The organism is Candidatus Pseudomonas phytovorans (assembly GCA_029202525.1).
Lineage (GTDB): Bacteria > Pseudomonadota > Gammaproteobacteria > Pseudomonadales > Pseudomonadaceae > Aquipseudomonas > Aquipseudomonas phytovorans.
In genome coordinates this window covers 652807-677282 of record CP119325.1, presented here as the reverse complement: position 1 = coordinate 677282, position 24476 = coordinate 652807, and the positions used below count along the sequence as shown (strand labels likewise).

20 protein-coding genes are annotated in these 24476 nt (G+C 62.4%); 9 read left to right on the top strand and 11 right to left on the bottom strand.

Going from position 1 to position 24476, the window contains the following annotated elements; all coding sequences use genetic code 11:
- Nucleotides 1-95 precede the first annotated feature (95 nt).
- The gene (gene ycaC / locus P0Y58_02985; GenBank protein ID WEK31173.1) at nt 96-722 is read right to left on the bottom strand and encodes an isochorismate family cysteine hydrolase YcaC; all 627 of its coding nucleotides are present in this window, start codon (nt 720-722) and stop codon (nt 96-98) included.
- Between the two features lie 72 nt (nt 723-794).
- Complete coding sequence (locus P0Y58_02980; GenBank protein WEK31172.1) at nt 795-1157, bottom strand: AraC family transcriptional regulator; 363 nt, start codon at nt 1155-1157, stop codon at nt 795-797.
- A gap of 137 nt (nt 1158-1294) precedes the next feature.
- Between P0Y58_02980 and P0Y58_02975 the strand changes: the two genes are divergently transcribed.
- From P0Y58_02975 to P0Y58_02965, 3 genes are all read left to right on the top strand, one after another.
- Nucleotides 1295-2269: a GlxA family transcriptional regulator gene (locus tag P0Y58_02975; protein WEK31171.1), complete on the top strand. Its 975-nt coding sequence runs from the start codon at nt 1295-1297 to the stop codon at nt 2267-2269.
- Nucleotides 2270-2506: 237 nt separating this feature from the next.
- Entirely contained in the window at nt 2507-4294 is a 1788-nt protein-coding gene (locus P0Y58_02970) for a monovalent cation:proton antiporter-2 (CPA2) family protein (GenBank protein ID WEK31170.1), read from the top strand.
- A 664-nt stretch (nt 4295-4958) separates the two neighbouring features.
- The gene (locus P0Y58_02965; protein WEK31169.1) at nt 4959-5252 is read left to right on the top strand and encodes a hypothetical protein; all 294 of its coding nucleotides are present in this window, start codon (nt 4959-4961) and stop codon (nt 5250-5252) included.
- A 350-nt stretch (nt 5253-5602) separates the two neighbouring features.
- Here P0Y58_02965 and ycaC (P0Y58_02960) read toward each other — a convergent pair whose 3' ends face one another.
- The gene (gene ycaC, locus P0Y58_02960; GenBank protein ID WEK31168.1) at nt 5603-6232 is read right to left on the bottom strand and encodes an isochorismate family cysteine hydrolase YcaC; all 630 of its coding nucleotides are present in this window, start codon (nt 6230-6232) and stop codon (nt 5603-5605) included.
- Nucleotides 6233-6367: 135 nt separating this feature from the next.
- Here ycaC (P0Y58_02960) and P0Y58_02955 point away from each other — a divergent pair, with 135 nt between their 5' ends.
- Entirely contained in the window at nt 6368-7279 is a 912-nt protein-coding gene (locus tag P0Y58_02955; GenBank protein ID WEK31167.1) for a LysR substrate-binding domain-containing protein, read from the top strand.
- Between the two features lie 197 nt (nt 7280-7476).
- Nucleotides 7477-8739 carry an OprD family porin gene (locus P0Y58_02950; protein WEK31166.1) on the top strand — a complete coding sequence of 421 codons (1263 nt, stop codon included), beginning with the start codon at nt 7477-7479 and terminating at the stop codon, nt 8737-8739.
- Between the two features lie 161 nt (nt 8740-8900).
- Here the strand turns inward: P0Y58_02950 and P0Y58_02945 are convergent, their stop codons facing one another.
- The 4 genes from P0Y58_02945 to ycaC (P0Y58_02930) form a co-directional block, all read right to left on the bottom strand.
- Nucleotides 8901-10742, bottom strand: a complete 1842-nt coding sequence (locus P0Y58_02945) for an amidohydrolase (protein ID WEK33262.1) — start codon at nt 10740-10742, stop codon at nt 8901-8903.
- A 392-nt stretch (nt 10743-11134) separates the two neighbouring features.
- On the bottom strand, nt 11135-11953 hold the full coding sequence (locus tag P0Y58_02940; protein WEK31165.1) for an alpha/beta hydrolase: 819 nt from the start codon (nt 11951-11953) through the stop codon (nt 11135-11137).
- Between the two features lie 39 nt (nt 11954-11992).
- Nucleotides 11993-12559 carry an antibiotic biosynthesis monooxygenase gene (locus P0Y58_02935; GenBank protein ID WEK31164.1) on the bottom strand — a complete coding sequence of 189 codons (567 nt, stop codon included), beginning with the start codon at nt 12557-12559 and terminating at the stop codon, nt 11993-11995.
- A 117-nt stretch (nt 12560-12676) separates the two neighbouring features.
- Nucleotides 12677-13306, bottom strand: coding sequence for an isochorismate family cysteine hydrolase YcaC (gene ycaC, locus P0Y58_02930; protein ID WEK31163.1), 630 nt, complete (start codon nt 13304-13306; stop codon nt 12677-12679).
- A 321-nt stretch (nt 13307-13627) separates the two neighbouring features.
- Between ycaC (P0Y58_02930) and P0Y58_02925 the strand changes: the two genes are divergently transcribed.
- Nucleotides 13628-15055, top strand: coding sequence for a mechanosensitive ion channel family protein (locus tag P0Y58_02925; GenBank protein ID WEK31162.1), 1428 nt, complete (start codon nt 13628-13630; stop codon nt 15053-15055).
- A 123-nt stretch (nt 15056-15178) separates the two neighbouring features.
- On the opposite strand, the gene P0Y58_02920 is transcribed toward P0Y58_02925, so the two are convergent.
- The 3 genes from P0Y58_02920 to P0Y58_02910 all read right to left on the bottom strand — a co-directional run bounded on the left by P0Y58_02920 (nt 15179) and on the right by P0Y58_02910 (nt 19167).
- Nucleotides 15179-16072 carry an RHS repeat-associated core domain-containing protein gene (locus P0Y58_02920; protein WEK31161.1) on the bottom strand — a complete coding sequence of 298 codons (894 nt, stop codon included), beginning with the start codon at nt 16070-16072 and terminating at the stop codon, nt 15179-15181.
- Between the two features lie 151 nt (nt 16073-16223).
- Nucleotides 16224-17510, bottom strand: a complete 1287-nt coding sequence (locus P0Y58_02915; GenBank protein ID WEK31160.1) for an FAD-binding oxidoreductase — start codon at nt 17508-17510, stop codon at nt 16224-16226.
- A 166-nt stretch (nt 17511-17676) separates the two neighbouring features.
- Nucleotides 17677-19167 carry an aldehyde dehydrogenase family protein gene (locus P0Y58_02910; protein WEK31159.1) on the bottom strand — a complete coding sequence of 497 codons (1491 nt, stop codon included), beginning with the start codon at nt 19165-19167 and terminating at the stop codon, nt 17677-17679.
- 135 nt (nt 19168-19302) lie between these two features.
- Between P0Y58_02910 and P0Y58_02905 the strand changes: the two genes are divergently transcribed.
- Nucleotides 19303-20193 (top strand): LysR family transcriptional regulator, encoded by an 891-nt coding sequence (locus tag P0Y58_02905; GenBank protein WEK31158.1) that lies wholly within the window; start codon nt 19303-19305, stop codon nt 20191-20193.
- Nucleotides 20194-20396: 203 nt separating this feature from the next.
- Nucleotides 20397-21791 (top strand): VOC family protein, encoded by a 1395-nt coding sequence (locus P0Y58_02900; GenBank protein ID WEK31157.1) that lies wholly within the window; start codon nt 20397-20399, stop codon nt 21789-21791.
- A gap of 112 nt (nt 21792-21903) precedes the next feature.
- On the opposite strand, the gene P0Y58_02895 is transcribed toward P0Y58_02900, so the two are convergent.
- Nucleotides 21904-22830 (bottom strand): LysR substrate-binding domain-containing protein, encoded by a 927-nt coding sequence (locus P0Y58_02895; GenBank protein ID WEK31156.1) that lies wholly within the window; start codon nt 22828-22830, stop codon nt 21904-21906.
- 157 nt (nt 22831-22987) lie between these two features.
- On the opposite strand from P0Y58_02895, the gene P0Y58_02890 reads away from it, so the two are divergent.
- Complete coding sequence (locus tag P0Y58_02890) at nt 22988-24376, top strand: NorM family multidrug efflux MATE transporter (GenBank protein WEK31155.1); 1389 nt, start codon at nt 22988-22990, stop codon at nt 24374-24376.
- Nucleotides 24377-24476: the final 100 nt, after the last annotated feature.

Here is a 24476-nt window from a genome sequence, read left to right as displayed (position 1 = left end):
GCACGCCCGCTCCCACAGAGACAGTGCAAATCCCGTGGACTGCGCGGTCCCTGTGGGAGCGGGCGTGCCCGCGAAGAGGCCGGTACAGGTTTACATCAACGCGAGGTCAACGCCGAATAGCTGTTCATCAGGTTGCGGTAGTTGGGAATGCGCTGGGAAAGCAGGTTACCCAACCCTTCAATGTCGTTGCGCCAGTCGCGGTGCAGCTCACAAGCCACCGAGAACCAGTTCATCATCTGCGCACCTGCCTGGGTCATGCGCACCCACGCCGCCTGCTGCACGGTCTCGTTGAAGGTGCCCGAGGCATCGGTCACCACAAACACTTCAAAGCCTTCAGCCAGTGCCGACAGGGTCGGGAACGCCACACACACATCGGTCACCACGCCAGCGATGATCAGTTGCTTGCGGCCGGTGGCCTTGATTGCCTTGACGAAGTCTTCGTTGTCCCAGGCGTTGATCTGCCCTGGGCGGGCAATGTACGGCGCGTCCGGGAACATTTCTTTCAGCTCGGGCACCAGCGGGCCGTTCGGCCCTTGCTCGAAGCTGGTGGTGAGGATGGTCGGCAGGCCGAAAAACTTGGCCAGGTCGCCCAATGCCAGCACGTTGTTCTTGAACTCGTTGGGCGAGAAGTCCTGCACCAGCGAGATCAGGCCGGTCTGGTGGTCCACCAGCAGGACCACGGCGTCGTCTTTGTTCAAGCGTTTGTAATCGGGTTGGCTCATGGGGTGACTCCTTGGGTTGGGAATACGGGCCGGCACTGTCCGCAAGGGCTTATACCGGTGGATAGATTCGGCTTAAGCAATCGCCTGCGCCTGGCGCCAGGCCTTGGGCGGCTGGCCAACCAGGCGGCTGAAGGCGCGGGTGAAATGGGCCTGGTCGCAAAAGCCGCACTCCAGGCTCACATGGGTGATCGGTGCCTCGGTGGCGAGCAGGCGCTTGGCCTTTTCCATACGCGCCAGCAGGCGCCAGGCCTGGGGCGAGAGGCCAGTGTTGACCTTGAAGGCACGGGAGAAATGGCTGCGGGTGAGGTTGCACACGCCAGCGATCTCGATGATCGACAGCGAGCTGCGCAGCATCAGTTCCTTGGCCTGGCGCAAGCGTGCGGGCGTCAATGCGCCGGGGGTTTGCAGCGGCTCCTGGGGCGTGCCGGGGTGCATGGCGACTCTCCTGTTGAATGCAGAAAGTCTCGCCCCCGGCACATGACAAAGTCCTGAGCCAAACCTGAATTGTTCTTAATTGTGGGCCGCTGGATGCCTTAATATGCGTGTTGTATTCAGCTAACGAGCGACGACGTATGCAGGTAACCGCTCACCGCACCGTGGCCATGGTGCTGTTCAACGACGTGCTGTTGCTGGACGTCACCGGCCCGTTGGATGCATTTGCCATCGCCAACCGGTTTTTGCCGGCAGATCGGCAATACCGGCTGCTCACCCTGGCCGAAGGGCAAGCAGCGGTGCGCGGTTCATGCGGGCTGAAGGTGGTGGCAGACCTGCGCCTGGAAGACTTGCCTGAAGCCGTCGACCTGTTGCTGGTGCCCGGCGGCCCCGGCGCGTATGACATCGCCGTGCCAGCGCTGGAGCGCTGGTTGCCACAGGCGGTGCGCAGTGCCCGGCGCTTTGGTGCCATCTGCACCGGGGTATTTCTGCTGGGGCGGGCCGGGTTGCTGGACGGCTACCGCTGCACCACGCACTGGAACTATGTAGAGCGCCTGGCGCGGGCGTTCCCTGAGGCCAAGGTCGAGACCGAGCAGATCTACGTGATCGACCGCTGCCTGATCACCTCGGGCGGGATTACCGCAGGGATCGACCTGGCGCTGGCGGTGGTGGCCGAGGACCACGGCAAGGCGCTGGCCCTGGAAGTGGCAAAGGTGCTGTTGGTCGCCCGCCATCGCCAAGGTGGGCAAACACCTTACGGGCCGTTGCTGGCTGCGGTGCCGCGTGATGATTCGCCGATTGCCCGGGTGCAGGCGTACATCGTCGACCACATCGAGCAGGTGTTCACCGTGCAGAAAATGGCCGACCTGGTGGCCATGAGCAGCCGTAATTTCGCCCGCACGTTTCAGCGGGAAGTAGGAATTACCCCGCTGCAGTACCTGCAGAATGCGCGTATCGACCGGGCGCGCAAGCTGCTTGAATGCGGCGACCTGCCGCTGAAGGTGGTGGCGGCGCAGTGCGGGTTTGGCAGCGACCGGCATATGAGGAAGGTGTTCTGCGAGCGCATTGGCATGACGCCAGCGCAGTATCGGGCGCAGTTTGGTGGTGGTGAATAGTTAAAACTGCGTTGCTCTCTTCGCGGTCGCGCCCGCTCCCACATGGACAACATAGGCCTCAAAATCTGCGCAATACCTGTGGGAGCGGGCATGCCCGCGAAGAGGCCAGCCCAGACTGTCACCTATCCCGAGACAATCTTTCTTCCCTACAGCAGATTGTCTGAGCAGACAGCGCCCCTCAGAATCGTCGGCCAAACTGTTCAAACGCTGCCCCGGCAGCTCATGGAGTACGAGCCAATGCCACACGAAGGCAGCCTTCTGCAAACCGCGGTGATCTTTCTACTGGCCGCCGTCGTCGCCGTCCCCCTGGCCAAGCGCCTGCAACTGGGCGCTGTGCTCGGCTACCTGCTGGCCGGTGTAGCCATCGGCCCGCAAGCGCTTGGCCTGATCCGCGACACGGAAAGTGTGGCGCACATTTCCGAGCTGGGCGTGGTGCTGCTGCTGTTCATCATCGGCCTGGAGCTTTCGCCCAAACGCCTGTGGCTGATGCGCAAATCGGTGTTCGGTGTCGGTACCGCCCAGGTGCTGCTGACCGGCGCGCTGATCGGTGCCATTGCCCTGTTCGGCTTCAGCCAGACACTGCCGGCAGCCATCGTGCTCGGCCTGGGCCTGGCGCTTTCGTCCACCGCTCTGGGCCTGCAGAGCCTGGCCGAGAGCAAGCAGCTGAACGCCCCCCACGGGCGCCTGGCGTTTGCCATCCTGCTGTTCCAGGACATTGCCGCCATCCCGCTGATCGCCCTGGTACCGCTGCTGGCCGCCAGTGGCCCGGACACCAGCCACGGCGACAGCCTGCAACACGGTCTGAAGGTTTTCGCCAGCATCGCTGTGGTGATTGTCGGCGGCCGCTACTTGCTGCGCCCGGTGTTCCGCACCGTGGCCCGCACCGGCCTGCCGGAAGTGTCCACTGCCACCGCGCTGCTGGTGGTGATCGGCACGGCCTGGCTGATGGAAGAAGCCGGCATCTCCATGGCCCTTGGCGCCTTCCTCGCCGGCCTGCTGCTGGCCGACTCGGAATACCGCCACGAGCTTGAATCGCAGATCGAGCCGTTCAAGGGCCTGCTGCTGGGGCTGTTTTTCATCAGCGTGGGCATGGGCGCCAACCTGAGTTTGCTGCTGGAAATGCCGCTGGTGGTGCTGGGCCTGACCCTGCTGCTGGTGGCGGTAAAGCTGATGCTGCTGGTAGGCGTCGGGCGCCTGGTCGGTGGCCTGAACAGCGCCAGCGCCCTGCGCCTGGGCATGGTGCTGGCGGCCGGTGGCGAGTTTGCCTTCGTGGTGTTCAAGCTGGGCAAGGACCAAGGCTTGTTCGACACCCAGACCTACGACCTGCTGCTGCTGACCATTACCCTGTCGATGGCCATTACCCCATTGTTGATGCTGGGTTGCGCCCGCGCCCTCAAACGCCCGCAGCCGGTGCGTGAGGTGCCAGAACAGTACAAGCAGATCCAGACGGATACGCCGCGGGTGGTGATTGTCGGCATGGGCCGCATGGGTCAGATCGTCGCGCGCATTCTGCGGGCGCAGAAAATCCCGTTCATTGCCCTGGAAACCTCGGTGGACACCATCGAGATGACGCGGATGTTCGAACAGGTACCGGTGTTTTACGGCGACCCGCTGCGCCCGGAAGTGCTGCATGCGGCCAAGGTGGGTGAAGCGGAGTACTTCATCATTACCATCGACGACCCTGAAGCTGCCATTCATACCGCAGAGCGGGTGAAACGCCTGTACCCGCACCTGAAGGTGCTGGCCCGGGCACGTAACCGCCAGCATGTGCACAAGTTGGTGGATGCAGGCGCCGAGCCGATTCGCGAGACGTTCTACTCCAGCCTGGAGATGACCCGCCGGGCGCTGGTGGGGTTGGGCTTGAGCGATGAACAGGCGGCGGACCGGATTGCACGGTTTACCCAGCATGACGAGGAGGTGCTGGTGGCCCAGGGGCAGGTGCGTGATGACCGGGCCAAGGTGATGCAGACGGCCAAGGAGGCACGGGTGGAATTGGAGCGGTTGTTTGATTCGGATGCGGATTAAGGCCGTTTGGTGCATGCCGTGAGGGTTGTAGCGCCTGTGAGATCGAGCGCCGCCCGCGCGGCGCTTCGCGGGGCAAGCCCGCTCCCACATTTGTTTCGGGCCAGTCTCTCCTGCCTCCATTGGCGCGCGCACCCTTGGCGCATGGCTGGAGATGGATGATAAGCAACTGCGCAACATGCGATATCGAATGGAACAAACAAGGGGCCGCGCGCCAATGCCTCAGGAATAATTGGCCCGAAACAAATGTGGGAGCGGGCTTGCCCCGCGAAGCGCCGCGCGGGCGGCGCTCGATCTCACAGGCACTGACAACCTATCGGCGGACACCTTGCTGCCATCACGCGGACAGGATTCTCAGAACCTTCCTACTCGCTTCCAAGTCATTTCCTACCTAAGTGTATTACCTGAAGAATTATCCTACACACCGTGTCGACGCCCGTCTGATTGTCCGGGGAAGGCCTGCTCTCTAGGCTAACCGGGTCGCTGTCGGTTCAGCGATCGGGTGTGGAAACCCGGATGTGATGAAGGACTGCCGTAATGGCAGTTGTGCGCGTGTGGCCTTTTGGCCTACCGGCTTGCCTTCTCCCCGGTTTTCCACCTCGCGTACAACTGCCGCCTTCTGCGTGGAAACGGGTGGTTGCAGTTCATTTCTGGAGAAGGAATTGCCATGAAGAGAATCGTCCCCGATCCACCCCTCCCCGACACCACCCAACGCCCTTTCAGCCGCTGCGATGCCGGCCACCCCCCATTGTTCACCGTAAACCCGGGCGTCTCCGCCCACGATGCCCTGGTACATGTCGCCCAGTACCTGCGCGGTGCCTATGACTGTGGCTACAAAGCCTTGGAGCATCTGGATGACACAGGCAAAAGCCTGTTCTGGAGCAACCTGAATGCACTCGAAATGGCAGAAGGGTTGGTTGAGGCATTGCTGGATGGTATTGAGTCACAGCCTATAAATTGAATCGCCTTTACCGGCCTCTTCGCGGGTGAACCCGCTCCCACAGAGTCCGTGGCGACGCAAATATCAGTACCAACCACAGAAAAGGGCCACTGTTTCCAGTGGCCCCTCAAGTGCTTGATATTCATATGCACGCCCTCAAGCCGGGGTGTGGAGGTCTCACCCGACGCTGATGATTCAGCCATCGACGGGGTTCCTGATCCAGTTACTGCCGCTGAATGACAACTGGCTTCGCACTCAGGTGAAACGCTAGCAACGCTATCAATAAAGGTCAACGGCTGGAACAAAGCGCAACAAAAAAGGCCAGCCCCCTACCAAGGGAGCCGGCCTTTTTGCACACAACTACCGGGCTGTTACTTACCCGCAGTCAACGCGTTATAGCTGGTCATCAGGTTGCGATAATCCGGAATATGGTTCGAGCACAGCGCCGCCAGCCCTTCCACATCGTTGCGCCAGTCGCGGTGCAGCTCACAGGCCACACCAAACCAAGTCATCATCTGCGCCCCCGCCTGGCTCATGCGGTCATGGGCAGCATCGCGGGTCATTTCGTTGAAGGTGCCGGAAGCATCGGTCACCACGAACACATCGAACTCTTCTTCCAGGGCCGCCAGGGCCGGAAAGGCTACGCAAACCTCAGTCACCACACCCGCAATGATCAGCTGCTTCTTGCCAGTGGCCTTCACCGCCTTCACGAAATCTTCGTTGTCCCAGGCGTTGATCTGGCCAGGGCGAGCGATGTACGGCGCATCCGGGAACAGCGCTTTCAGCTCTGGCACCAGCGGGCCGTTGGGGCCTTGCTCGAAGCTGGTGGTGAGAATGGTCGGCAGGTTGAAGAACTTGGCCAAGTCAGCCAGGGCCAGCACGTTGTTCTTGAACTTGTCCGGCTCGATGTCGCGCACCAGCGACAGCAGGCCAGCCTGGTGGTCGACCAGCAGTACAGCGGCGTCGTCTTTGTTCAGGCGGTTGTAGGTGAATTTGCTCATGGTCTGTGCTCCTAAGGGTTATGAATTTTTCAGCAATTCGGGGTGTTTCGCGTTGATGGGCACAGATTAAAATCATCACCTTTGCTGCACTAGACTGCGAAAACCGTCCTTAGCGTTCCGTTTGGAGAACGATCATTGGAAGACCTCAACTCCCTCTACTACTTCACCCAAGTCGTGGAGCACGGCGGCTTCGCCCCGGCCGGGCGGGCGCTGGACATGCCCAAGTCGAAACTCAGCCGGCGCATTGCCGACCTTGAAGACCGACTTGGCGTGCGCCTGCTGCATCGCACAAGCAGGCACTGCTCGCTGACCGAGATCGGTCAGGCCTACTACAACCGCTGCCTGGCCATGCGCGTGGAAGCCGAGGGCGCGGCAGAGATCATCGAGCGCAACCGCAGCGAGCCCCGCGGGCTGGTACGCATCAGTTGCCCCACCACGCTGCTGAACTCCTGGGTCGGACCGATGCTGACCCGCTATATGCTCAAGTACCCACAGGTGGAGCTGTTCATCGAGAGCACCAACCGCCGCGTCGACCTGTTGCACGAGGGCTTCGACCTTGCCCTGCGGGTGCGCTTTCCGCCGCTGGAGAACACCGACATGGTGATGAAGGTGCTGAGCAACAGCACCCAGTGCCTGGTCGGCCAGCCGCACTACCTGGCGCAACTGCCCAAAGGCTTCGACCCGCAGTTGCTCGGCACGCTGCCGAGCCTGCACTGGGGCAGTGCCCAGCGTGAGTACCAGTGGGAGCTGTTCCAGGGTGAGGATAACAGCCGCAGCATCGTCATCCCGCATACGCCGCGTATGGTGACTGACGACCTGTTCGCCTTGCGCCATTTCGTGGTAGCCGGGGTTGGGATTGCGCACTTGCCGCGAGTGGCGGTGCGTGAGGATTTGGCTTCGGGGCGGTTGGTGGAACTGCTGCCTGAGTGGCATCCACGGTGTGGCATCGTGCATGCAATCTTCCCGTCGCGGCGGGGGTTGCTGCCATCGGTGCGGGCATTGATCGATCATCTGGCTGAGGAATTTGCGATCAGCGACATGGCTTGACGCCTGTGCCGGCCTCTTCGCGGGCATGCCCGCTCCCACAGGTATTGCACTGGGTTCGGAGCCTGTGGTGATCCTGTGGGAGCGGGCGCGCCCGCGAAGAGGCCGGCACAGGTAAAGCAGAACCTCCCAGCACACGCTTACAAGACTCCCGGCCTATCCTTGCTCCACAGTCCCGGATCATAACCCCCGGAGCCCCCATGATCCGCGCCACCCCCGGACCAGGCCGCGCCCTGCTCGCCACCCTCGCCCTTTGCCCGGCTTTCAGCCAGGCTGACGAACCCGGCTGGTCGCTGCTCAGCCGCAACTACTTCCTGCACAGCGACTTTCGCTCGCCCTCCGGCGGCGGCCAGAACTACCGCCAGGAATGGGCCCAGGGTTTCATTGGCGAGGTCCGCTCGGGCTTCACCGAAGGCCTGGTCGGCGTGGGTATCGACGCCCATGGCTTTCTAGGCCTCAAGCTCGACGGCGGCCGTGGCCATGCCGGCACCGGCCTGCTGCCACGCGACAGCGATGGCCGCGCCGAGTCTGACTACTCCAGCGCCGGCGCAGCGCTGAAGCTGCGCCTGGGCAATACCCAACTGCGCTACGGCGAGATGATGGTGGAAACCCCGGTGTTCGACACCGGCGACAAACGCTTGCACCCGGAATACGCCACCGGCTGGTTCGTGGAGAACACCAACCTGCCCGACTGGCGCCTTCAGGCCGGGCGCTTCACCGCCTTCAATAACCAGGACAACAGCTCCAGCTTTGATGACTTCAGCGGCTACGGTGCCACCACCCACAACCGGGCCATCAGCCTGGCCGGCGCCACCTTCGCGCCCGCTGGCCCGTTCGGTGCTGCGCTTTACGCCGGCCAGCTGGAAGACACCTGGCGCCAGGCCTACCTCAACCTGAACCTGGCCGATGGCAACTGGCGCGTGGACGGCAACCTTTACAAGACCCGCGACACGGGCAGCGCCAGCGCCGGGGCAATCGACACCCTCGCCTACAGCCTGCTGGCCAAGTACAGCTTCGGCGCCCAGGCGGTAAGCCTGGCCTACCAGAAAGTCGAGGGCGACACCCCGTTCGACTTCGTCGGCGGCGATTCCATCTACCTGGCCAACTCGATCAAATACGCCGACTTCAACGGCCCGGGCGAGCGTTCGTGGCAACTGCGCTACGACCTCAACTTCGCCACCCTCGGCGTGCCCGGCCTGAGCCTGATGGGGCGCTACGTCAGCGGCCGTGGCATTGACGGCAGCCATGCGCCGGCGGGCGGTGTCTACGTGGGTCAGTACGGCCAAGGCGGCAAGCACTGGGAACGCGACATCGACCTGAAATACGTGGTGCAGTCAGGTGCCGCCAAGGACTTGAGCCTGTCGTTCTCCCACGTCAGCCATCGCGCCAACCAGGCCCAGGCCGGCGATGACATCGACCGCATCTACCTGATCATCGAATACCCACTCAAAGGCACCTTCTGACATGAGCACTTCCCCTTCAGGCTGTTGGCTGGCGCAGAGCACAAGGCTCAACATTGATGCTGGCATTACCGGCCTCTTTGCGTGACAAGCCCGCGAAAAGGCCGGCACTGAAGGAAAAAAAAAGGGGCCAATAACTGGCCCCTTCTTCACATCAGCTCAGCTTAGAAAGCAAAGCATGAGCAACCCAGCGACCCCCAGAAGCCCTGGAAATCACTCACCGGCACACTGGATTTGCGTGCCTTGTCATGGCTGTGCGCATGCACCCCGCACGGCCCCGAGCACTGGTGCACGGCAGCGGCCAGCGACGGTGTACCCACACGCCAGTGCCCCGGCACCTTGGCAACCGGCGACCACTCCGGCAGCACTGGCACCTGTGGTGGGCCGAGGCGGTCGAACTCACCCGCCGCATACACCACTTTGCCATCGACAATGGTCAGCACCGACTCGATGCCCTTGATCGCCTCTTCATCAACGCTGAAGAAGTCCAGCGACAGCGCCGCCAGGTCAGCCAGCTGGCCCACCTTGATCTGGCCTTTCTTGCCCTGCTCGCTGGAGAACCAGGCGCTGCCCTGGGTGAACAGTTGCAGTGCGGTGTCGCGGTCCAGACCCTCTGGATACAGTTCCATGCCGCCGACGGTCTTGCCACTCACCAGCCAGTACAGCGAGGTCCACGGGTTGTAGCTGGACACACGGGTGGCGTCGGTACCGGCACCCACTGGCACGCCCATGTCGAGCATGCGCTTGATTGGCGGGGTCTGCTCGGCGGCCTTGGCGCCGTAGCGATCGACAAAGTATTCACCCTGGAAGGCCATGCGGTCCTGAACGGCAATACCACCGCCCAAGGCGCGCACGCGCTCGATATTCTGCGGGGTGATGGTTTCGGCGTGGTCGAAGAACCACGGCAGGCCGTTGAACGGGATGTCGCGGTTGACCTTTTCGAACACGTCGAGCATGCGCGTGATCGATTCGTTGTAGGTGGCGTGCAGGCGGAACGGCCAGCGTTGCTCGACCAGGTGGCGTACCACCGGTTCCAGTTCTTCTTCCATGGTCTGCGGCAGGTCCGGGCGCGGTTCGAGGAAGTCCTCGAAGTCGGCGGCAGAGAACACCAGCATTTCGCCGGCACCGTTATGGCGCAGGAAGTCGGTGCCGCTGTGCAGCTTGACACTGGAGGTCCACTTCTTGAAGTCGTCCAGTTCTTCCTTGGGCTTCTGGGTGAACAGGTTGTAGGCGATGCGCACAGTCAGCTGGTTGTTGTCGGCCAGCTCCTGGATCACCGAGTAGTCGTCCGGGAAGTTCTGGTAGCCGCCGCCGGCGTCGATGGCGCTGGTCAGGCCCAGGCGGTTGAGCTCACGCATGAACTGGCGGGTGGAGTTGACCTGATACTCCAGCGGCAGTTTTGGCCCCTTGGCCAATGTGGCGTAGAGAATCATTGCGTTCGGGCGGGCGATCAGCATGCCGGTCGGGTTGCCGAACTTGTCACGCTGGATCTCGCCGCCCGGCGGGTTCGGGGTGCTCTTGTCGTAACCGACAGCTTTGAGCGCGGCGCGGTTGAGCAGCGCGCGGTCATACAGGTGCAACAGGAACACTGGCGTGTCCGGCGCGGCCTGGTTGATTTCTTCCAGGGTCGGCATGCGTTTTTCGGCAAACTGGAATTCGTTCCAGCCACCGACCACGCGTACCCACTGCGGGGTAGGCGTGCGCGCTGCCTGGTCCTTGAGCATGCGCAGGGCATCGGCCACCGACGGCACACCTTCCCAGCGCAGTTCCAGGTTGTAGTTCAAGCCGCCACGGATCAGGTGCAGGTGCGAGTCGTTCAGGCCCGGGATCACCGTGCGCTGCTTGAGGTCGACGATTTGCGTGGTGGCGCCCTTGTGGGCCATGGCCTCGGCGTCGTTACCCACGGCGATGAAACGGCCGTCCTTGATGGCGGCGGCGGTCGCGGTGGGCTTTTCACGGTCAACGGTGTGCAGTTTACCGTTGAACAGAATCAGGTCGGCGGTCATGGAACCTCCTTGGGTGGATGCGTGAGCGGAACCGGCTTGGCCGGTGAAGGGCAATGCAGACCAGAGCGCGCCGGCCGCACCGAGTACGGTGCTGGTGGCGAGGAACTGGCGACGGGTCTTGTCGTTGCGGTCCTGGGACATGGGGCTCTCCGTCTCTGGGCGCGGCGGCGGCAGGCGCGACTGCGGAGCATGCCGGTTGGTGCAGGGCCAAGGCTTGGATGGATGTGCGGTGGGTTGTAGAAGGTTAGCCCTGATCAGGTTTTGTGCTGCCTGGTCTGGCCTCTTCGCGGCGGTTCGACGGCTCGACGCGCCCGCTCCCACAGGGAAATCACAGGTTTCAGACGCTGTGCAGTACCTGTGGGAGCGGGCGAGCCCGCGAATGCCTCCCACAATTACTGCTGGAGGAACGCCAGCAAATCCTCATTCAGTTGCTGCGCATGGGTCACCGCAAACCCGTGCGGCGCCCCGGCATACACCTTCAACTCGGCCCCGCGTATCAGCTCCGCTGCCTGCTTGCCGGTGGTCTCAAACGGCACGATCTGGTCGGCGTCACCATGAATCACCAATGTCGGCACATCGACCTTGGCCATGTCCGGACGGAAATCGGTCTCCGCGAAAGCCGTCACGCAGTCCAAGGCGCCCTTGATCGACGCCATCAGCGCGATGTTCAGGGTTTGTGTCTGCACGCCCTGAGACACCTTCTGCCCTTGGTTCAGGCCGTAGAACGGCGTGGCGAAATCGGCAATGAACTGCGCCCGGTCGGCACGCAGCCCTTCGCGAATACCTTCGAACACCGACAAGTCGACACCCTCGGGGTTGTCGTCACGCTTGCCGAACACCGGCGTCACAGCACCCAGCAGCACCAGCCCGGCCACTCGCTCGCTGCCGTGGCGGGCAATGTAGCGGCTGACATCGCCGCCACCCATCGAGAAGCCCACCAGGGTCACGTCGCGCAGGTCGAGGTGCTCGATCAACTGGGAGATGTCATCGGCAAAGGTGTCGTAGTCGTACCCGCTCCACGGTTGGCTCGAACGGCCGAACCCACGGCGGTCGAAGGCGATGGCGCGGTAGCCGCGGCTGGCCAGAAACTCCATCTGCGAGTCCCACATGTCGGCATCCAGCGGCCAGCCGTGGCTGAACAGCACGGGCTTGCCGCTGCCCCAGTCCTTGAAATAGATCGAAGTGCCATCACGGGTAACGAAGGTGCTCATAACGGTATCTCCTTGAAAGTGTCGAGGTGAAGGCGTGGCTCAGCCGCGCAGCCAGTTGGCGCAGCGGCGTGTTACCCAAGGCATGATGAAGAACACCACGGGCAGGATGACGAACAGGTTGGCGATGAGGTTGCCGGTGATCGGGCCACCCAGTTGCGGGAAGCGTGCGAACAGCGGCGCCAGCAGTTGCGGAATGACCATGGTCATCGGGCAGATCACCAGGTAGGTCAGCAGCGCCTGCTTCCAGCGCGGCGGCTGCGCGGCCGTGGTGCTCGGTGGGGTGAACCAGAACTCTGGGTCATCGTGGACCTGGGTGTGGTCACCACCTTCAAGCAGTGGCAGCACTTCGTTGACCAGCGCCTGGCGCTCGCCCGAGTTGACCCAGGCCTGCAGCAGGCTCGCATCGGCGAAGCGCACCACTGTGGTGAAGTGCAGCCCGCCGTCATCTGGGCGGATGACGTTGACGTCCAGGTGCCCTGGCTGACGGCGAGCGGTGCTGACGGTGCGCTTGAGCCAAGCTTCGTACGCCGCCAGCGAAGCGGCGCGAACCTTGTGCTGAATGACCAGGGTCACCACGTTGCGGTTGTCTTGGAGTGCGGTGTTCATCGGCGTTCCTTGGGATGAGCTTGCCCGCATCCACTGTGCAACGGTGAACGGGCGGAGGATTGGATGGGTGTGCTGCCCTTGGCGGGCACCGACTGGCGGTGCCCGGGGCGCATTGGCTTACTTGCTGGCGTTGAAGGCGTTGTAGCTGGTCATCAGGTTGCGGTAGTCCGGGATGTGGTTGGAGCACAGCGCGGCCAGGCCTTCAACGTCATTGCGCCAGTCGCGGTGCAGCTCGCAGGCCACGCCGAACCAGGTCATCAGCTGCGCACCGGCCTGGCTCATGCGGTCGTGGGCCGCATCGCGGGTCATGGCGTTGAAGGTGCCGGAGGCATCGGTGACCACGAACACTTCGAACTCTTCCTCCAGGGCAGCCAAGGCCGGGAAGGCGACGCACACTTCAGTGACCACGCCAGCGATAATCAGCTGCTTCTTGCCGGTGGCTTTCACCGCTTTCACGAAGTCTTCGTTGTCCCAGGCGTTGATCTGGCCAGGGCGGGCGATGTACGGGGCATCCGGGAACAGCGCTTTCAGCTCTGGCACTAGCGGGCCGTTGGGGCCTTGCTCGAAGCTGGTGGTGAGGATGGTCGGCAGGTTGAAGAACTTGGCCAGGTCGGCCAGGGCCAGCACGTTGTTCTTGAAGGCGTCTGGTTCGATGTCGCGAACCAGCGACAGCAGGCCAGCCTGGTGGTCGACCAGCAGTACGGCGGCGTCGTCTTTGTTCAGGCGGCTGTATTTGAAGTTGGTCATGGGGTAGCTCCTAAGGGGTTTGATCTTTTCAGTAAGTTGGGTGTTTCGCGTTGATGGGAGAAGATTAAAACCATCACCTTTCGAGCGGTAGATAGTGGTTTTTGGCTTTAGCGTTCTGTTTTCGGAACGATGGATTGGCGCTGTACTTGCTGGCCTCTTCGCGGGCTTGCCCGCTCCCACAGGGATTGCACAAGATTCAAAAGCAGCGCAGTACCTGTGGGAGCGGGCAAGCCCGCGAAGAGGCCGGTACAGGCCCCATTGCTTGCAACCCCAACCTGCTCTATTACTACCGACAGCCCTCCCCTCACCCCCGAGACCACCATGCTGGCGTTCATCCAGTCGTCCCCGTTGTTGCTCGGCTCCGCCCTGATCCTGCTCGACCTCGTGCTCTGGCAGCTGATCCCGATCCAGCGCCGTGCCTGGCACATCGGCACGCGCCTGGTGATCTTCCTGCTGTTCAGCTCGGTGCTGGTGGCCGCCGGCATGAGCCCGCTGCAACCGCCACCCTGGCCCGACGATGTCTCGCGCAACCTGATGGCTACGGTGTTGGCCATCGGCTGGTGGCTGTTCGGCGCGCGCACGGTCACGGTGGTGTTCGGCCTGTTGCTGGTCGCGCGGGGCAGCCATGGCGGGCGGTTGCTGCAGGATGTGCTGGGGGCGTTGATTTTCTTGGTCGCGGTGGTCGCTGCCGCGGGCTATGTGTTGCAACTGCCGGTAAAGGGCTTGCTGGCCACCTCCGGGGTGATGGCCATCGTCATCGGCCTGGCGCTGCAAAGCACCCTGGCCGACGTGTTCAGCGGCATCATTCTGAACACCACGCGGCCCTACCAGATTGGCGATTCGATCTCGATCGACGGCACCGAAGGCAAGGTGCTGGAAATCGACTGGCGCGCCACCCGCCTACTCACGAGCACGGGTAGCCTGGCGGTGATTCCGAATTCGGTGGCAGCCAAGGCGCGGCTGCTCAACCACAGCCGCCCCGTCGATGTGCACGGGGTGTCGATCAGCGTGGTGGTGCCGGCCAAGGTGCGGCCCAAACGGGTGTTCGATGCTCTGGAAAAGGCCTTGCAAGGCGTCAGTGCCATTCTTGCCAGCCCAAAACCGAAGGTGACGGTGAAGGTCTCTACGCTGGAGTCCGTGGAGTACGAGGCCAGTGGCTTCGTGGCGGACGCGGCCACCAAGGGTGACGCACGCAATCAGCTGTTCGACCTTGCCCACCGCCACCTGGAAGCCAGCGGAGTGATGTGGAACGTCGACCTGGCCATACCCCCGCGCAGCCGCCAGCGGGAGGTGCTGGACGAGGTGCGGGTGTTCCGCTCACTGAGCGCCGAGGAGCGTGATGCGCTCAGCCAGCGCATGACCGCCGTGGAGTACCTGGCGGATCAGGTGATTCTGGAGGTGGGCGAGCATTCCGACCATTTACTGGTGATTGGCAGCGGCGTGGTCTCCGCTTCGGTACGCGACGGCGACAAGCTGCTGGAAGCCGGGCGCATGGGGCCGGGCGAGGTGCTGGGGATCGAGGGGATCATCGATGAAGACGATTCGTTTGCCGAGTTCCGGACCTTGACCAGTTGCGTGCTGTACCGGATCGACAAGGAACAGGTGAAAAGCTGCCTGATACAGCGTGGCGATGTGCAGACGGCGCTGAGCAAGTTGCAGCGGTTCCGCCGGCAGAGCCGGGAGTCACTTTTGCTGCAGAAGCCGACCGCGATAAAGAAAGGCGGCTTTCTCAGTTGGTTGCACAAGTAGGCCTGTGCTGGCTATTTTGCGGGTAACCATGCTCAGAAAAGTCTATTAGTGCACTTGAAAACGGTGTTCTACCTGCGGGACCGGCCTGCATTGTCTCTTCCGCAGGTGCTGGGCAGGGCCTCTTCAGCGATTTCTGATAGTCGAATTTGAGTCCGTGATTCGAGGAGAAAAATCAAATGGCTTATAATTGAAGCCAGTCCTATATTTCGGTTCCGTCCAGGAGGTGACTTGATGAAATTCATCGCCCCGGAAGACTGCACGCACTGCACCTTCATAACCCCGGACCCGAGAGCCCACCTTGTCCGCAAACTTCTGCGCAAACGACGCGCCTCTGTCATTAGCAGTACCGGCAGAGTAACAGGCAGCAATAATCACCCTATCATATACAGGACGTGTTCTATCTCCCTTTCGCACTTCGAAACTAACGCCTTTTTCCTTAGCTTTTTCGAACAACTGTTCAGGACTAAGACCAACACCATCAAACTTGACTTTAGTGCTATCTAGACTTCCATGCCCAGTGATATACAGCTCTCGTTTTTTCCTGAATACCCCTTTTGTAATTTCAGTAATAGTAGTTTGCTTTATACCACTATATAAAATACGCCTATGCCCACTAGGATCAGACCAGTTAACAGGGTCATTCGAAACAAATGCATAAGGGTTGATGCCCCCATCGCCCATTGGGCTAAGGCTATCTGGGCTACGAAACCTCATTAAGACAGCGCTGTAATCACGATACCCATTTCCCAATGGATAACTGCGACTGAACCTGTTGAACCACTCGCCCTTGAAGCCAATATCTGTGGGGGATAGGGTATGCCCGTATGGGCTATAGTTGCTAACGCCGACAAGCGAATCTCCTCGAGATTCTAGTACCGAGCCAGCTTCGTCAACTTTCAGCAGCGCAGCCTCTGCGCTCCCTACTCCAAGTACCAGGCGTTGATGGCGAAAAAAGGACGTATTGCCTGCGTCCTCGATCAGAGTAACCGGCCAACTTTTGAAGTACATGTATTTCATTGAAATGCCTCCAGTGTCAGGGCTACCACATTATTGCGCGTGGTAGGCAAATGTCACCTGACAGATTTGCCAGGTGACAGATCACTAAGGCTTTGCATTATCGAAACGCTGAGAATGCAATCCATACAGCGGCACCGGAGGAGAAGTCCCGCTACAAGACAACTCTCAGGCACTGCCCTGCGTGGTACAGCGAGAACCCGGACTCGTAGAACGCCGTGCGCAGCGAAGGCGCGCTCACCCCGTTCATCGGTGAGAACGGGATCGGCAGGCTGCCCGCCTCGCCCTTCAGCAAGAACTCGGCAAACGCCCGGCCAATCACGGTACCGGTGGTATTACCCCGCCCGTTATACCCGGTCACCGCCACCAGCCCCGGTGCAGGCTCGAACAGGCGCATCAGGTGGTCAGGGGTGAAGTCGATGCAGCCGGTCCAGTGCATTTCCCACTCAACCTTGCCCAGCTCCGGGTAGTAGTGGCTCTGGATCCGGTCCGCCCAACTGCGCACGAACCACGCCGGCTTGTTGTCGACCCGGCCCAGGCTGCCGAGCAGCAGGCGGCCTTGGTCGTCGCGACGGATACTGCTGAGCACGGTGCGGGTGTCCCACGAGCCCTGGCCATGTGGCAGCACCTTGTCCGCCGCAGCACCCTGCAGCGGCTTGGACGCCACCTGGTAGTAGTAACCACGGAAGTACTGCTTCTGCAGGTTGCTCCAGTCGCCTTCGGTGTAGGCACCGGTGGAAATCACCACCTTGTCGGCGCGTACCGAGCCGCGTGCAGTCTTCACCCGCCAGGCATCGCCATCACGCTCCAGGCCTTCGACCGCAGACTGCTGGAACAGCTTGCCACCCAGGCGTGCCACGGCAGCCGCCAGGCCCTGGGTGTAGCCCATGGGGTTGATGGTGCCGGCGCGGCGGTCGAGCAGCGCGGCGGAAATCTTGTTGGTGCCGCAGTATTCCTGGCACTGCGCGCCGGTCAGCAGCTCGACTTCGGCACCGCGGCGGCGCCACTGTTCGTGACGAGCTTCAAGGTCGGCGATGCCGGTGGCGTTGTGCGCCATGTGTAGCGTGCCTTTGTGCTGGGCCTGGCAATCGATGCCAAGGCGATCGATCATGGCGAACACCTCAGCCGGGGCCTCGCCGAGTACCTTGTTCAGGCGGCTGCCCTGCTTCTGACCGAGGGTGGCCTCGACGTCGTCGGGGCGGATCCAGGTGCCGGCGTTGACCAGGCCGACGTTGCGCCCGGAGCCGCCGTGGCCGATCTTCCAGGCCTCCAGCAGGATCACCGACTTGCCCTGTTCGAGCAGGTGGATGGCCGCAGACAGGCCGGTGATACCGCCGCCAATCACGCAGACATCGGCCTTGTGCTCACCGGCCAGGGCCTGGGCGGCAACGGTCGGTTTGCTGACGAATTCCCACAAGCATTCTTGACGCAATTCGGACATGGCCCGGCTCCAGCAATTTGTTCTTGTTGGGGCTGCTTTGCAGCCCATTCGCGGGCACGCCCGCTCCCACAGGGACCACACAGACCTCAAAGGCAGTGGAGATCCTGTGGGAGCGGGCGTGCCCGCGAACCGGGGGCGAGGCCCCCGGCCCTGCAGCATCAATCGATCAGTCGAACACGATACCCTGCGCCAGCGGCAGCTCGCGCGAGTAGTTCACGGTGTTGGTCTGGCGACGCATGTAGCCTTTCCAGGCATCCGAACCCGACTCACGACCACCGCCCGTTTCCTTCTCGCCACCAAACGCACCGCCGATCTCGGCGCCGCTGGTGCCGATGTTGACGTTGGCGATGCCGCAGTCGCTGCCCGAAGCACTCTGGAAGCGTTCGGCCTCACGGATATCGGTAGTGAAGATGCACGACGACAGGCCTTGTGGCACTTCGTTGTTCAGGCGCAGGGCTTCTTCGAAATCGTCGTAGGCCAGCACGTAGAGGATCGGGGCGAAGGTTTCGTGGCGCACCACGTCGCTTTGCGCCGGCATTTCGGCGATGGCAGGCGACACGTAGTAGGCGTTCGGGTACTGGTCAGCCAGCTTACGCTCGCCACCAAACACCTGGCCGCCTTCGTCGCGAGCCTTGGCCAGCGCGCCTTGCATGGCGTCGAACGACAGCTTGTCGATCAGCGGGCCTACCAGGTTGTCCTTGCGTGGGTCACCGATACGCACTTTGCCGTAGGCAGCTTTGACGCGGGCAACCACTTCGTCCTTGAGCGAGCGGTGCACGATCAGGCGGCGCAGGGTGGTGCAACGCTGGCCGGCGGTGCCGACAGCCGAGAACAGGATGCCGCGCACGGCCAGGTCCAGGTCGGCGCTCGGGGCCAGGATCATGGCGTTGTTGCCGCCCAGTTCGAGGATGCTGCGGCCGAAGCGGGCAGCCACACGTGGGCCGACTTCGCGCCCCATGCGGGTGCTGCCGGTGGCGCTGACCAGCGGTACACGCGGGTCATCGACCATGGCTTCGCCGGCTTCACGGCCGCCGATGACCAGTTGCGCCAGGCCAGCCGGAGCGTCGCCGAAGGCTTTCAGGGCTTTTTCGAACAGCGCTTGGCAAGCCAAGGCGGTCAGCGGGGTCTTTTCAGACGGTTTCCATACCACCGAGTTACCGGCCACCAGGGCCAGAGCGGTGTTCCAGGCCCACACGGCAACCGGGAAGTTGAAGGCGCTGATCACGCCAACCACGCCCAGGGGGTGCCAGGTTTCACGCATGTGGTGGCCCGGGCGCTCGGAGGCGATGGTCAGGCCGTACAGCTGGCGCGACAAGCCAACGGCGAAGTCGCAGATGTCGATCATTTCCTGCACTTCGCCCAGGCCTTCCTGGGTGATCTTGCCGGCTTCGATCGAGACCAGCTCGCCCAGGTCGGCCTTGTGCTCACGCAGCACTTCGCCGAACAGGCGCACCAGTTCGCCACGGCGCGGGGCCGGCACAGTGCGCCAGGCGTCGAAGGCGCTCTGGGCCTGATCGATGCGGGCGATGGTCTCGGCCTTGCCGAGCAATTTCACCGAGGCGATCTGGCTGCCGTCGATCGGCGTGTGAACAGGGTAGTCGCCCTGGGTGTAAGCCTCGGCGGCAACGCCAAGGCGCTCGAGCAATCCAGCAACCATTTGTGCATCTCCTACATCGGTGATGGGGTGGAAAAATGATGTGGATCAGTATTAATCCGATCACATAGGTACAACAAACGACCTTTATTCCGCATATCATTCCGTCAGGTAATGATTTGAGTCGCAGAGACCGCTATGTCCAAACGCCTGGTGCCTTCCATGACCGCCCTGCAGTGCTTTGAAGCTGCAGCCCGCCATTTAAGCTTTACCCGTGCCGCCGAAGAACTGCACCTTACGCAGAGTGCCGTCAGCAAGCAGGTGGCGCAGCTGGAAGACATGCTGCGTCACCACCTGTTCCTGCGCATCCGCCGGCGCCTGCAATTGACCCCGGCAGGCAGCCTGTACCTGGCCGAGGTCAACAAGATCCTCACGCAAGTTGACATGTCCAGCCGCTACGTACTCACCTACGGCGAGCAGACCGAGATATTGAAGGTAGCTACTCAACCGAGTTTTGGCGTGCGTTGGTTGATCCCGCACCTCAAGGGTTTTGGAAAGCGCCACACCAACATCCACCTGGACATCCGCAACGAGATGGAGCCGTTCGCCCTGCTGCAGGGCTCGGCAGACGTGGTTTTCTTCTATGGCCAGGGCACATGGCCGGGAGCCACGTGCGTGGAGTTGTTCCGCGAAGAGGTAGTGCCGGTGTGTGCGCCGGAGCTGCTGGCCGGGCGGGAGCTGGGCGGTGCCGAGGAACTGGCCGATCTGGTGCTGTTGCAGAGTACGTCACGGCCCGAGGCCTGGCATGAGTGGTTCCTGGAGCAGGACCTGCAAAGCGTCAGCGCCTACCATGGGCCGCGCTTCGATACGTTCTATATGGCGTTGAGTGCGGCGCAGGCTGGGTGTGGGGTGGCGCTGGTGCCGCGTTACCTGGCGGCGAAGGAGCTGGCTGACGGTAGCCTGGTGGTGCCGTGGAACCATGCGATGCGCAGTGCGGGGGCGCATTACCTGGCGTATGCCGAACACGCGGCGGAGGTACCCAAGGTGAGGGCGTTGGTTGAGTGGATTCGCGAGCAGCTATCGGCTTGAGGGCCTCTTCGCGGGCACGCCCGCTCCCACAAGGTACTGCACAAGGTTCAGACTGTGCACGGCCTCTGTGGGAGCGGGCATGCCCGCGAAAGGGCCCTTGAGGTCGATCAAAAAAGGAATGACACACCCACTTTTTTTCGCTTGTGAGCCAAGTGCATTCCCAGCTTTCATGTAAGCGTCCGAACCCAACCAGGAAGCTAGCGATGCCCGCCCACGATTTCGTCAGCCCAGACAGCATCCGCGCGCAGTTCTCTGCCGCCATGTCGCTCATGTACAAACAGGAAGTGCCGCTGTACGGCACGCTGCTGGAGCTGGTGAGCGAAATCAACCAGCAGGTCATGGCCCAGCAGCCCCAGGTTGCCGAAGCTCTGCGCTGGACCGGCGAAATCGAGCGCCTGGACCACGAACGCCACGGCGCCATCCGCGTCGGTACCGCCGAGGAACTGGCCACCATCGCACGGCTGTTCGCGGTCATGGGCATGCAGCCGGTCGGCTACTACGACCTCAGCTCCGCCGGCGTGCCGGTGCACTCCACCGCGTTCCGCGCGGTGCACGAGCAGTCGCTGCACATCAGCCCGTTCCGGGTGTTCACCTCGCTGCTGCGCCTGGAGCTGATCGACAACCCGCAGCTGCGCGAGCTGGCCCAGGGCATCCTGGCCAAGCGCCAGATCTTTACCACCCGCGCCCTTGAACTGATCTCCCAGTGCGAGCGCGATGGCGGCCTGAACGCTGCAGATGCCGAAGCGTTTGTGCAGGAAGCGCTGCACACCTTCCGCTGGCACCATGACGCCACCGTCACCGCCCAGCAGTACCAGCAACTGCATGACCAGCACCGCCTGATTGCCGATGTGGTGGCCTTCAAGGGCCCGCACATCAACCACCTGACCCCACGCACCCTGGACATCGATGCGATCCAGCTGGGCATGCCGGCCAAGGGCATCCCGCCGAAAGCCGTGGTAGAAGGCCCGCCCACCCGCCGCCACCCGATCCTGCTGCGCCAGACCAGCTTCAAGGCCTTGCAGGAAAGGGTCGCGTTCAGCGACCAGCAAGGTAGCGAAGGCAGCCACACCGCGCGCTTTGGCGAGATAGAGCAACGTGGCGCGGCCCTGACGCCGAAAGGTCGCCAGCTGTACGACAAGCTGCTCGACGCCACCCGCGCTGCCTTGGGTGGCGCACCGGCCGAGGCAAATGCCGAGCGTTACATGGCATTGCTCAAAGATACCTTTGCCGAATTCCCGGATGACCTGGCGCAGATGCGTGAACAGGGCCTGGCGTACTTCCGCTACTTCGCCACTGAGAAAGGCCTGGCTGCGCGCGACCAGAGTGGCCGCCCGAGCACCCTGCAAGGGCTGATCGACGCAGGCCATGTGCATTTCGAGGCGCTGGTGTACGAGGACTTCCTGCCAGTGAGCGCAGCGGGCATCTTCCAGTCCAACCTGGGCGACGATGCACAGGCCGAGTACGGCAGCAATGCCAACCGCGATGCCTTTGAAACGGCGCTGGGGCTGCAGGTGCAGGATGAGCTGGCACTGTATGCGCAAAGCGAACGCCGCTCGCTGCAGGCGTGTGCGCAGGCGTTGAACCTGGGCTCGATGTAAGGCTTGCCGGCCTCTTCGCGGGCTTGCCCGCTCCCACAGGGACTGTGTCGGTTCAAGGCATACGATAAACCTGTGGGAGCGGGCGAGCCCGCGAAAGGGCCGGGACAGGCGATCAGAGAGGCGGCAGGATTTCCACATCCGGCAAATCCATCGCCGCCACCTCGCCTGCCAGAAAATCACTCAGGCGCTGCAACCGCTCGCCTCCACGCCGGGTGCGCGGCCACACCAGGTAGTAATCCATCCCGCTGGGTACCGCCGTCGGCCAGGGCAGGCTCAAGCGCTTCTGCGCCACGTCATCGGCCACCATCAGCAAATCGCCCATGGAAATTCCGTAGCCCCGCGCAGCGGCAATCATGCCCAGTTCCAGGGTGTCGAAGACCTGCCCACCCTTGAGCGACACCTTGTCGCCAAGCCCCATACGCGCCAGCCATTCCCGCCAGTCACGCTTGTCTACCGTGGGGTGCAGCAACTCGATGCTGGCAAGCCGGCAAACATCCCAAGGCTCTTCGTCGAGCAGGTCCGGTGCACCGACCGGGATCAGCAGCTCCGGAAACAGCTTGCGTACTTCCCAGTCTGCCGGGAACACCCCGTCGCTGAGCAATACAGCGCAATCGAAGGGTTCCTGGTTGAAGTCCACATGGTCGACGTCCATCCAGGCGCTGGTCAGTTGCACTTCATTGCCCGGCTGCAGGTGACGAAAACGGCTCAGGCACGCCAGTAACCAGCGCATGGTCAGGGTCGAGGGTGCCTTCATGCGCAAGATGTCATCTTCGCCGCACAAGGTTTCGCAGGCCCGTTCAAACGCCGCGAAGCCTTCACGCACGCCCGGCAACAGCACCCGCCCCGCTTCGGTCAGCTGCAGGCTGCGGCCACTGCGCACGAACAAGCGGCAGGCAAAATGCTCTTCCAGCGTGCGGATATGCCGGCTGACGGCGCTTTGGGTAATCGACAGCTCCTGGCCGGCACGAGTGAAGGAGCTAAGCCGCGCAGCCGCTTCGAATGCGCGCAGTGCATACAACGGTGGTAGCTGGCGTGACATGAGGCACCTGCAATATAAGCGTGGGAGGTGAATCACCGAGGAGCATATATGCATGAGTCAAACTCATGCTAACTATCGCTTTTATCCTTTTGTGCAAAGTTGACCGAAGCCTCAGAATCGCGATTCGTTCATCACCCCAGGAAGAAGGACAGCCCCCATGCACGTCGCGCCCACCACAGAACTCAAGGCTTTGCTGCGCCTGGCCGGGCCGCTGATTGCCTCGCAGTTGGCGCACATGCTGATGGTGTTGACCGACACCCTGATGATGGCCCGCATCAGCCCGCAGGCGCTGGCCGGTGGCGGCCTGGGCGCGGCGAGCTACTCGTTCGTGTCGATCTTCTGCCTGGGCGTAATCGCTGCGGTCGGCACCCTGGTCGCAATTCGCAAGGGCGCCAACGACATCGAAGGTGCTACCCGCCTGGCGCAGAACGGCCTGTGGTTGGCTTGGGGCCTGGCACTGGTCGCCGCACTGGCGTTGTGGAACCTTGAGCCTGTGTTGCTGATGTTTGGGCAACAGCCCGAAAACGTTGCTTCGGCCGCAGAATTTCTCACCCTGCTGCCACTGGCCTTGCCCAGCTACCTGACCTTCATGGCCTTGCGCGGTTTTACCAGCGCCCTTGGCCGCTCGACCCCGGTGATGGTCATCAGTGTGATCGGCACGGTGCTCAACTATCTGCTCAACGTCGCCATGCTTGAGGGCATGTTCGGCCTGCCCAAGCTGGGCCTGATGGGCATCGGCCTGGTCACTGCGGTGGTGTCGACGGGCATGGCCATCGCCCTTGCGCTGTACATCCGCTGGCATTCGGCCTATGCCGCCTACCCTTTGCGCAAGGGCCTGTCACGCCCGTCGCTCCCAGCGCTGCGTGAGCTGTGGCGGCTGGGCCTGCCGATTGGCGGCACTTATATGGTGGAAGTGGGCCTGTTCGCCTTCGCCGCGCTGTGCATGGGCGTACTGGGCAGCACGGAGCTTGCGGCACATCAGATTGCCCTGCAGATCGTGTCCACGGCGTTCATGGTGCCGACTGGGTTGTCATATGCGGTGACCATGCGCGTGGGGCTGTACTACGGCGCCGGTAACCTGCTGGCGGCGCGCAGCGCCGGGCGTGTGGGCATCAGCTTCGGCGCGACCATCATGTTTGCTTTCGCCGCACTGTTCCTGTTGCTGCCCGATGCGCTGGTGGGGTTGTTTATTGACCGCAACGACCCTGGTTTTGCTGCGATCTACCAGCTGGCGGTGCAACTGGTGATGGTTGCGGCCTGGTTCGAATTGTTCGATGGCATGCAGACCATCGCAATGGGCTCGATACGCGGCCTGAAGGATGCCAAGACAACATTCCTGATCGGCCTGTGCTGCTATTGGCTGGTGGGAGCACCGAGTGCCTGGTTGTTCGCATTCAACCTGGGCGGTGGCGCAGTCGGGATCTGGTGGGGGTTGGCGTTGGGGCTGGCGTGTGCGGCAGTGGCACTGACCTTTGGCTTTGAGTGGCGGATGAAACGGCTAATGCGCAAGGCGGGGATTCGCGCAGAGGCTGCTGCTTCGGCCTGACTTCACGGCCTCTTCGCGGGTGAACCCGCTCCCACAATTACTGCAAAAAATTCAGACCCTGCGCAGTACCTGTGGGAGCGGGTTTACCCGCGAAAAGGCC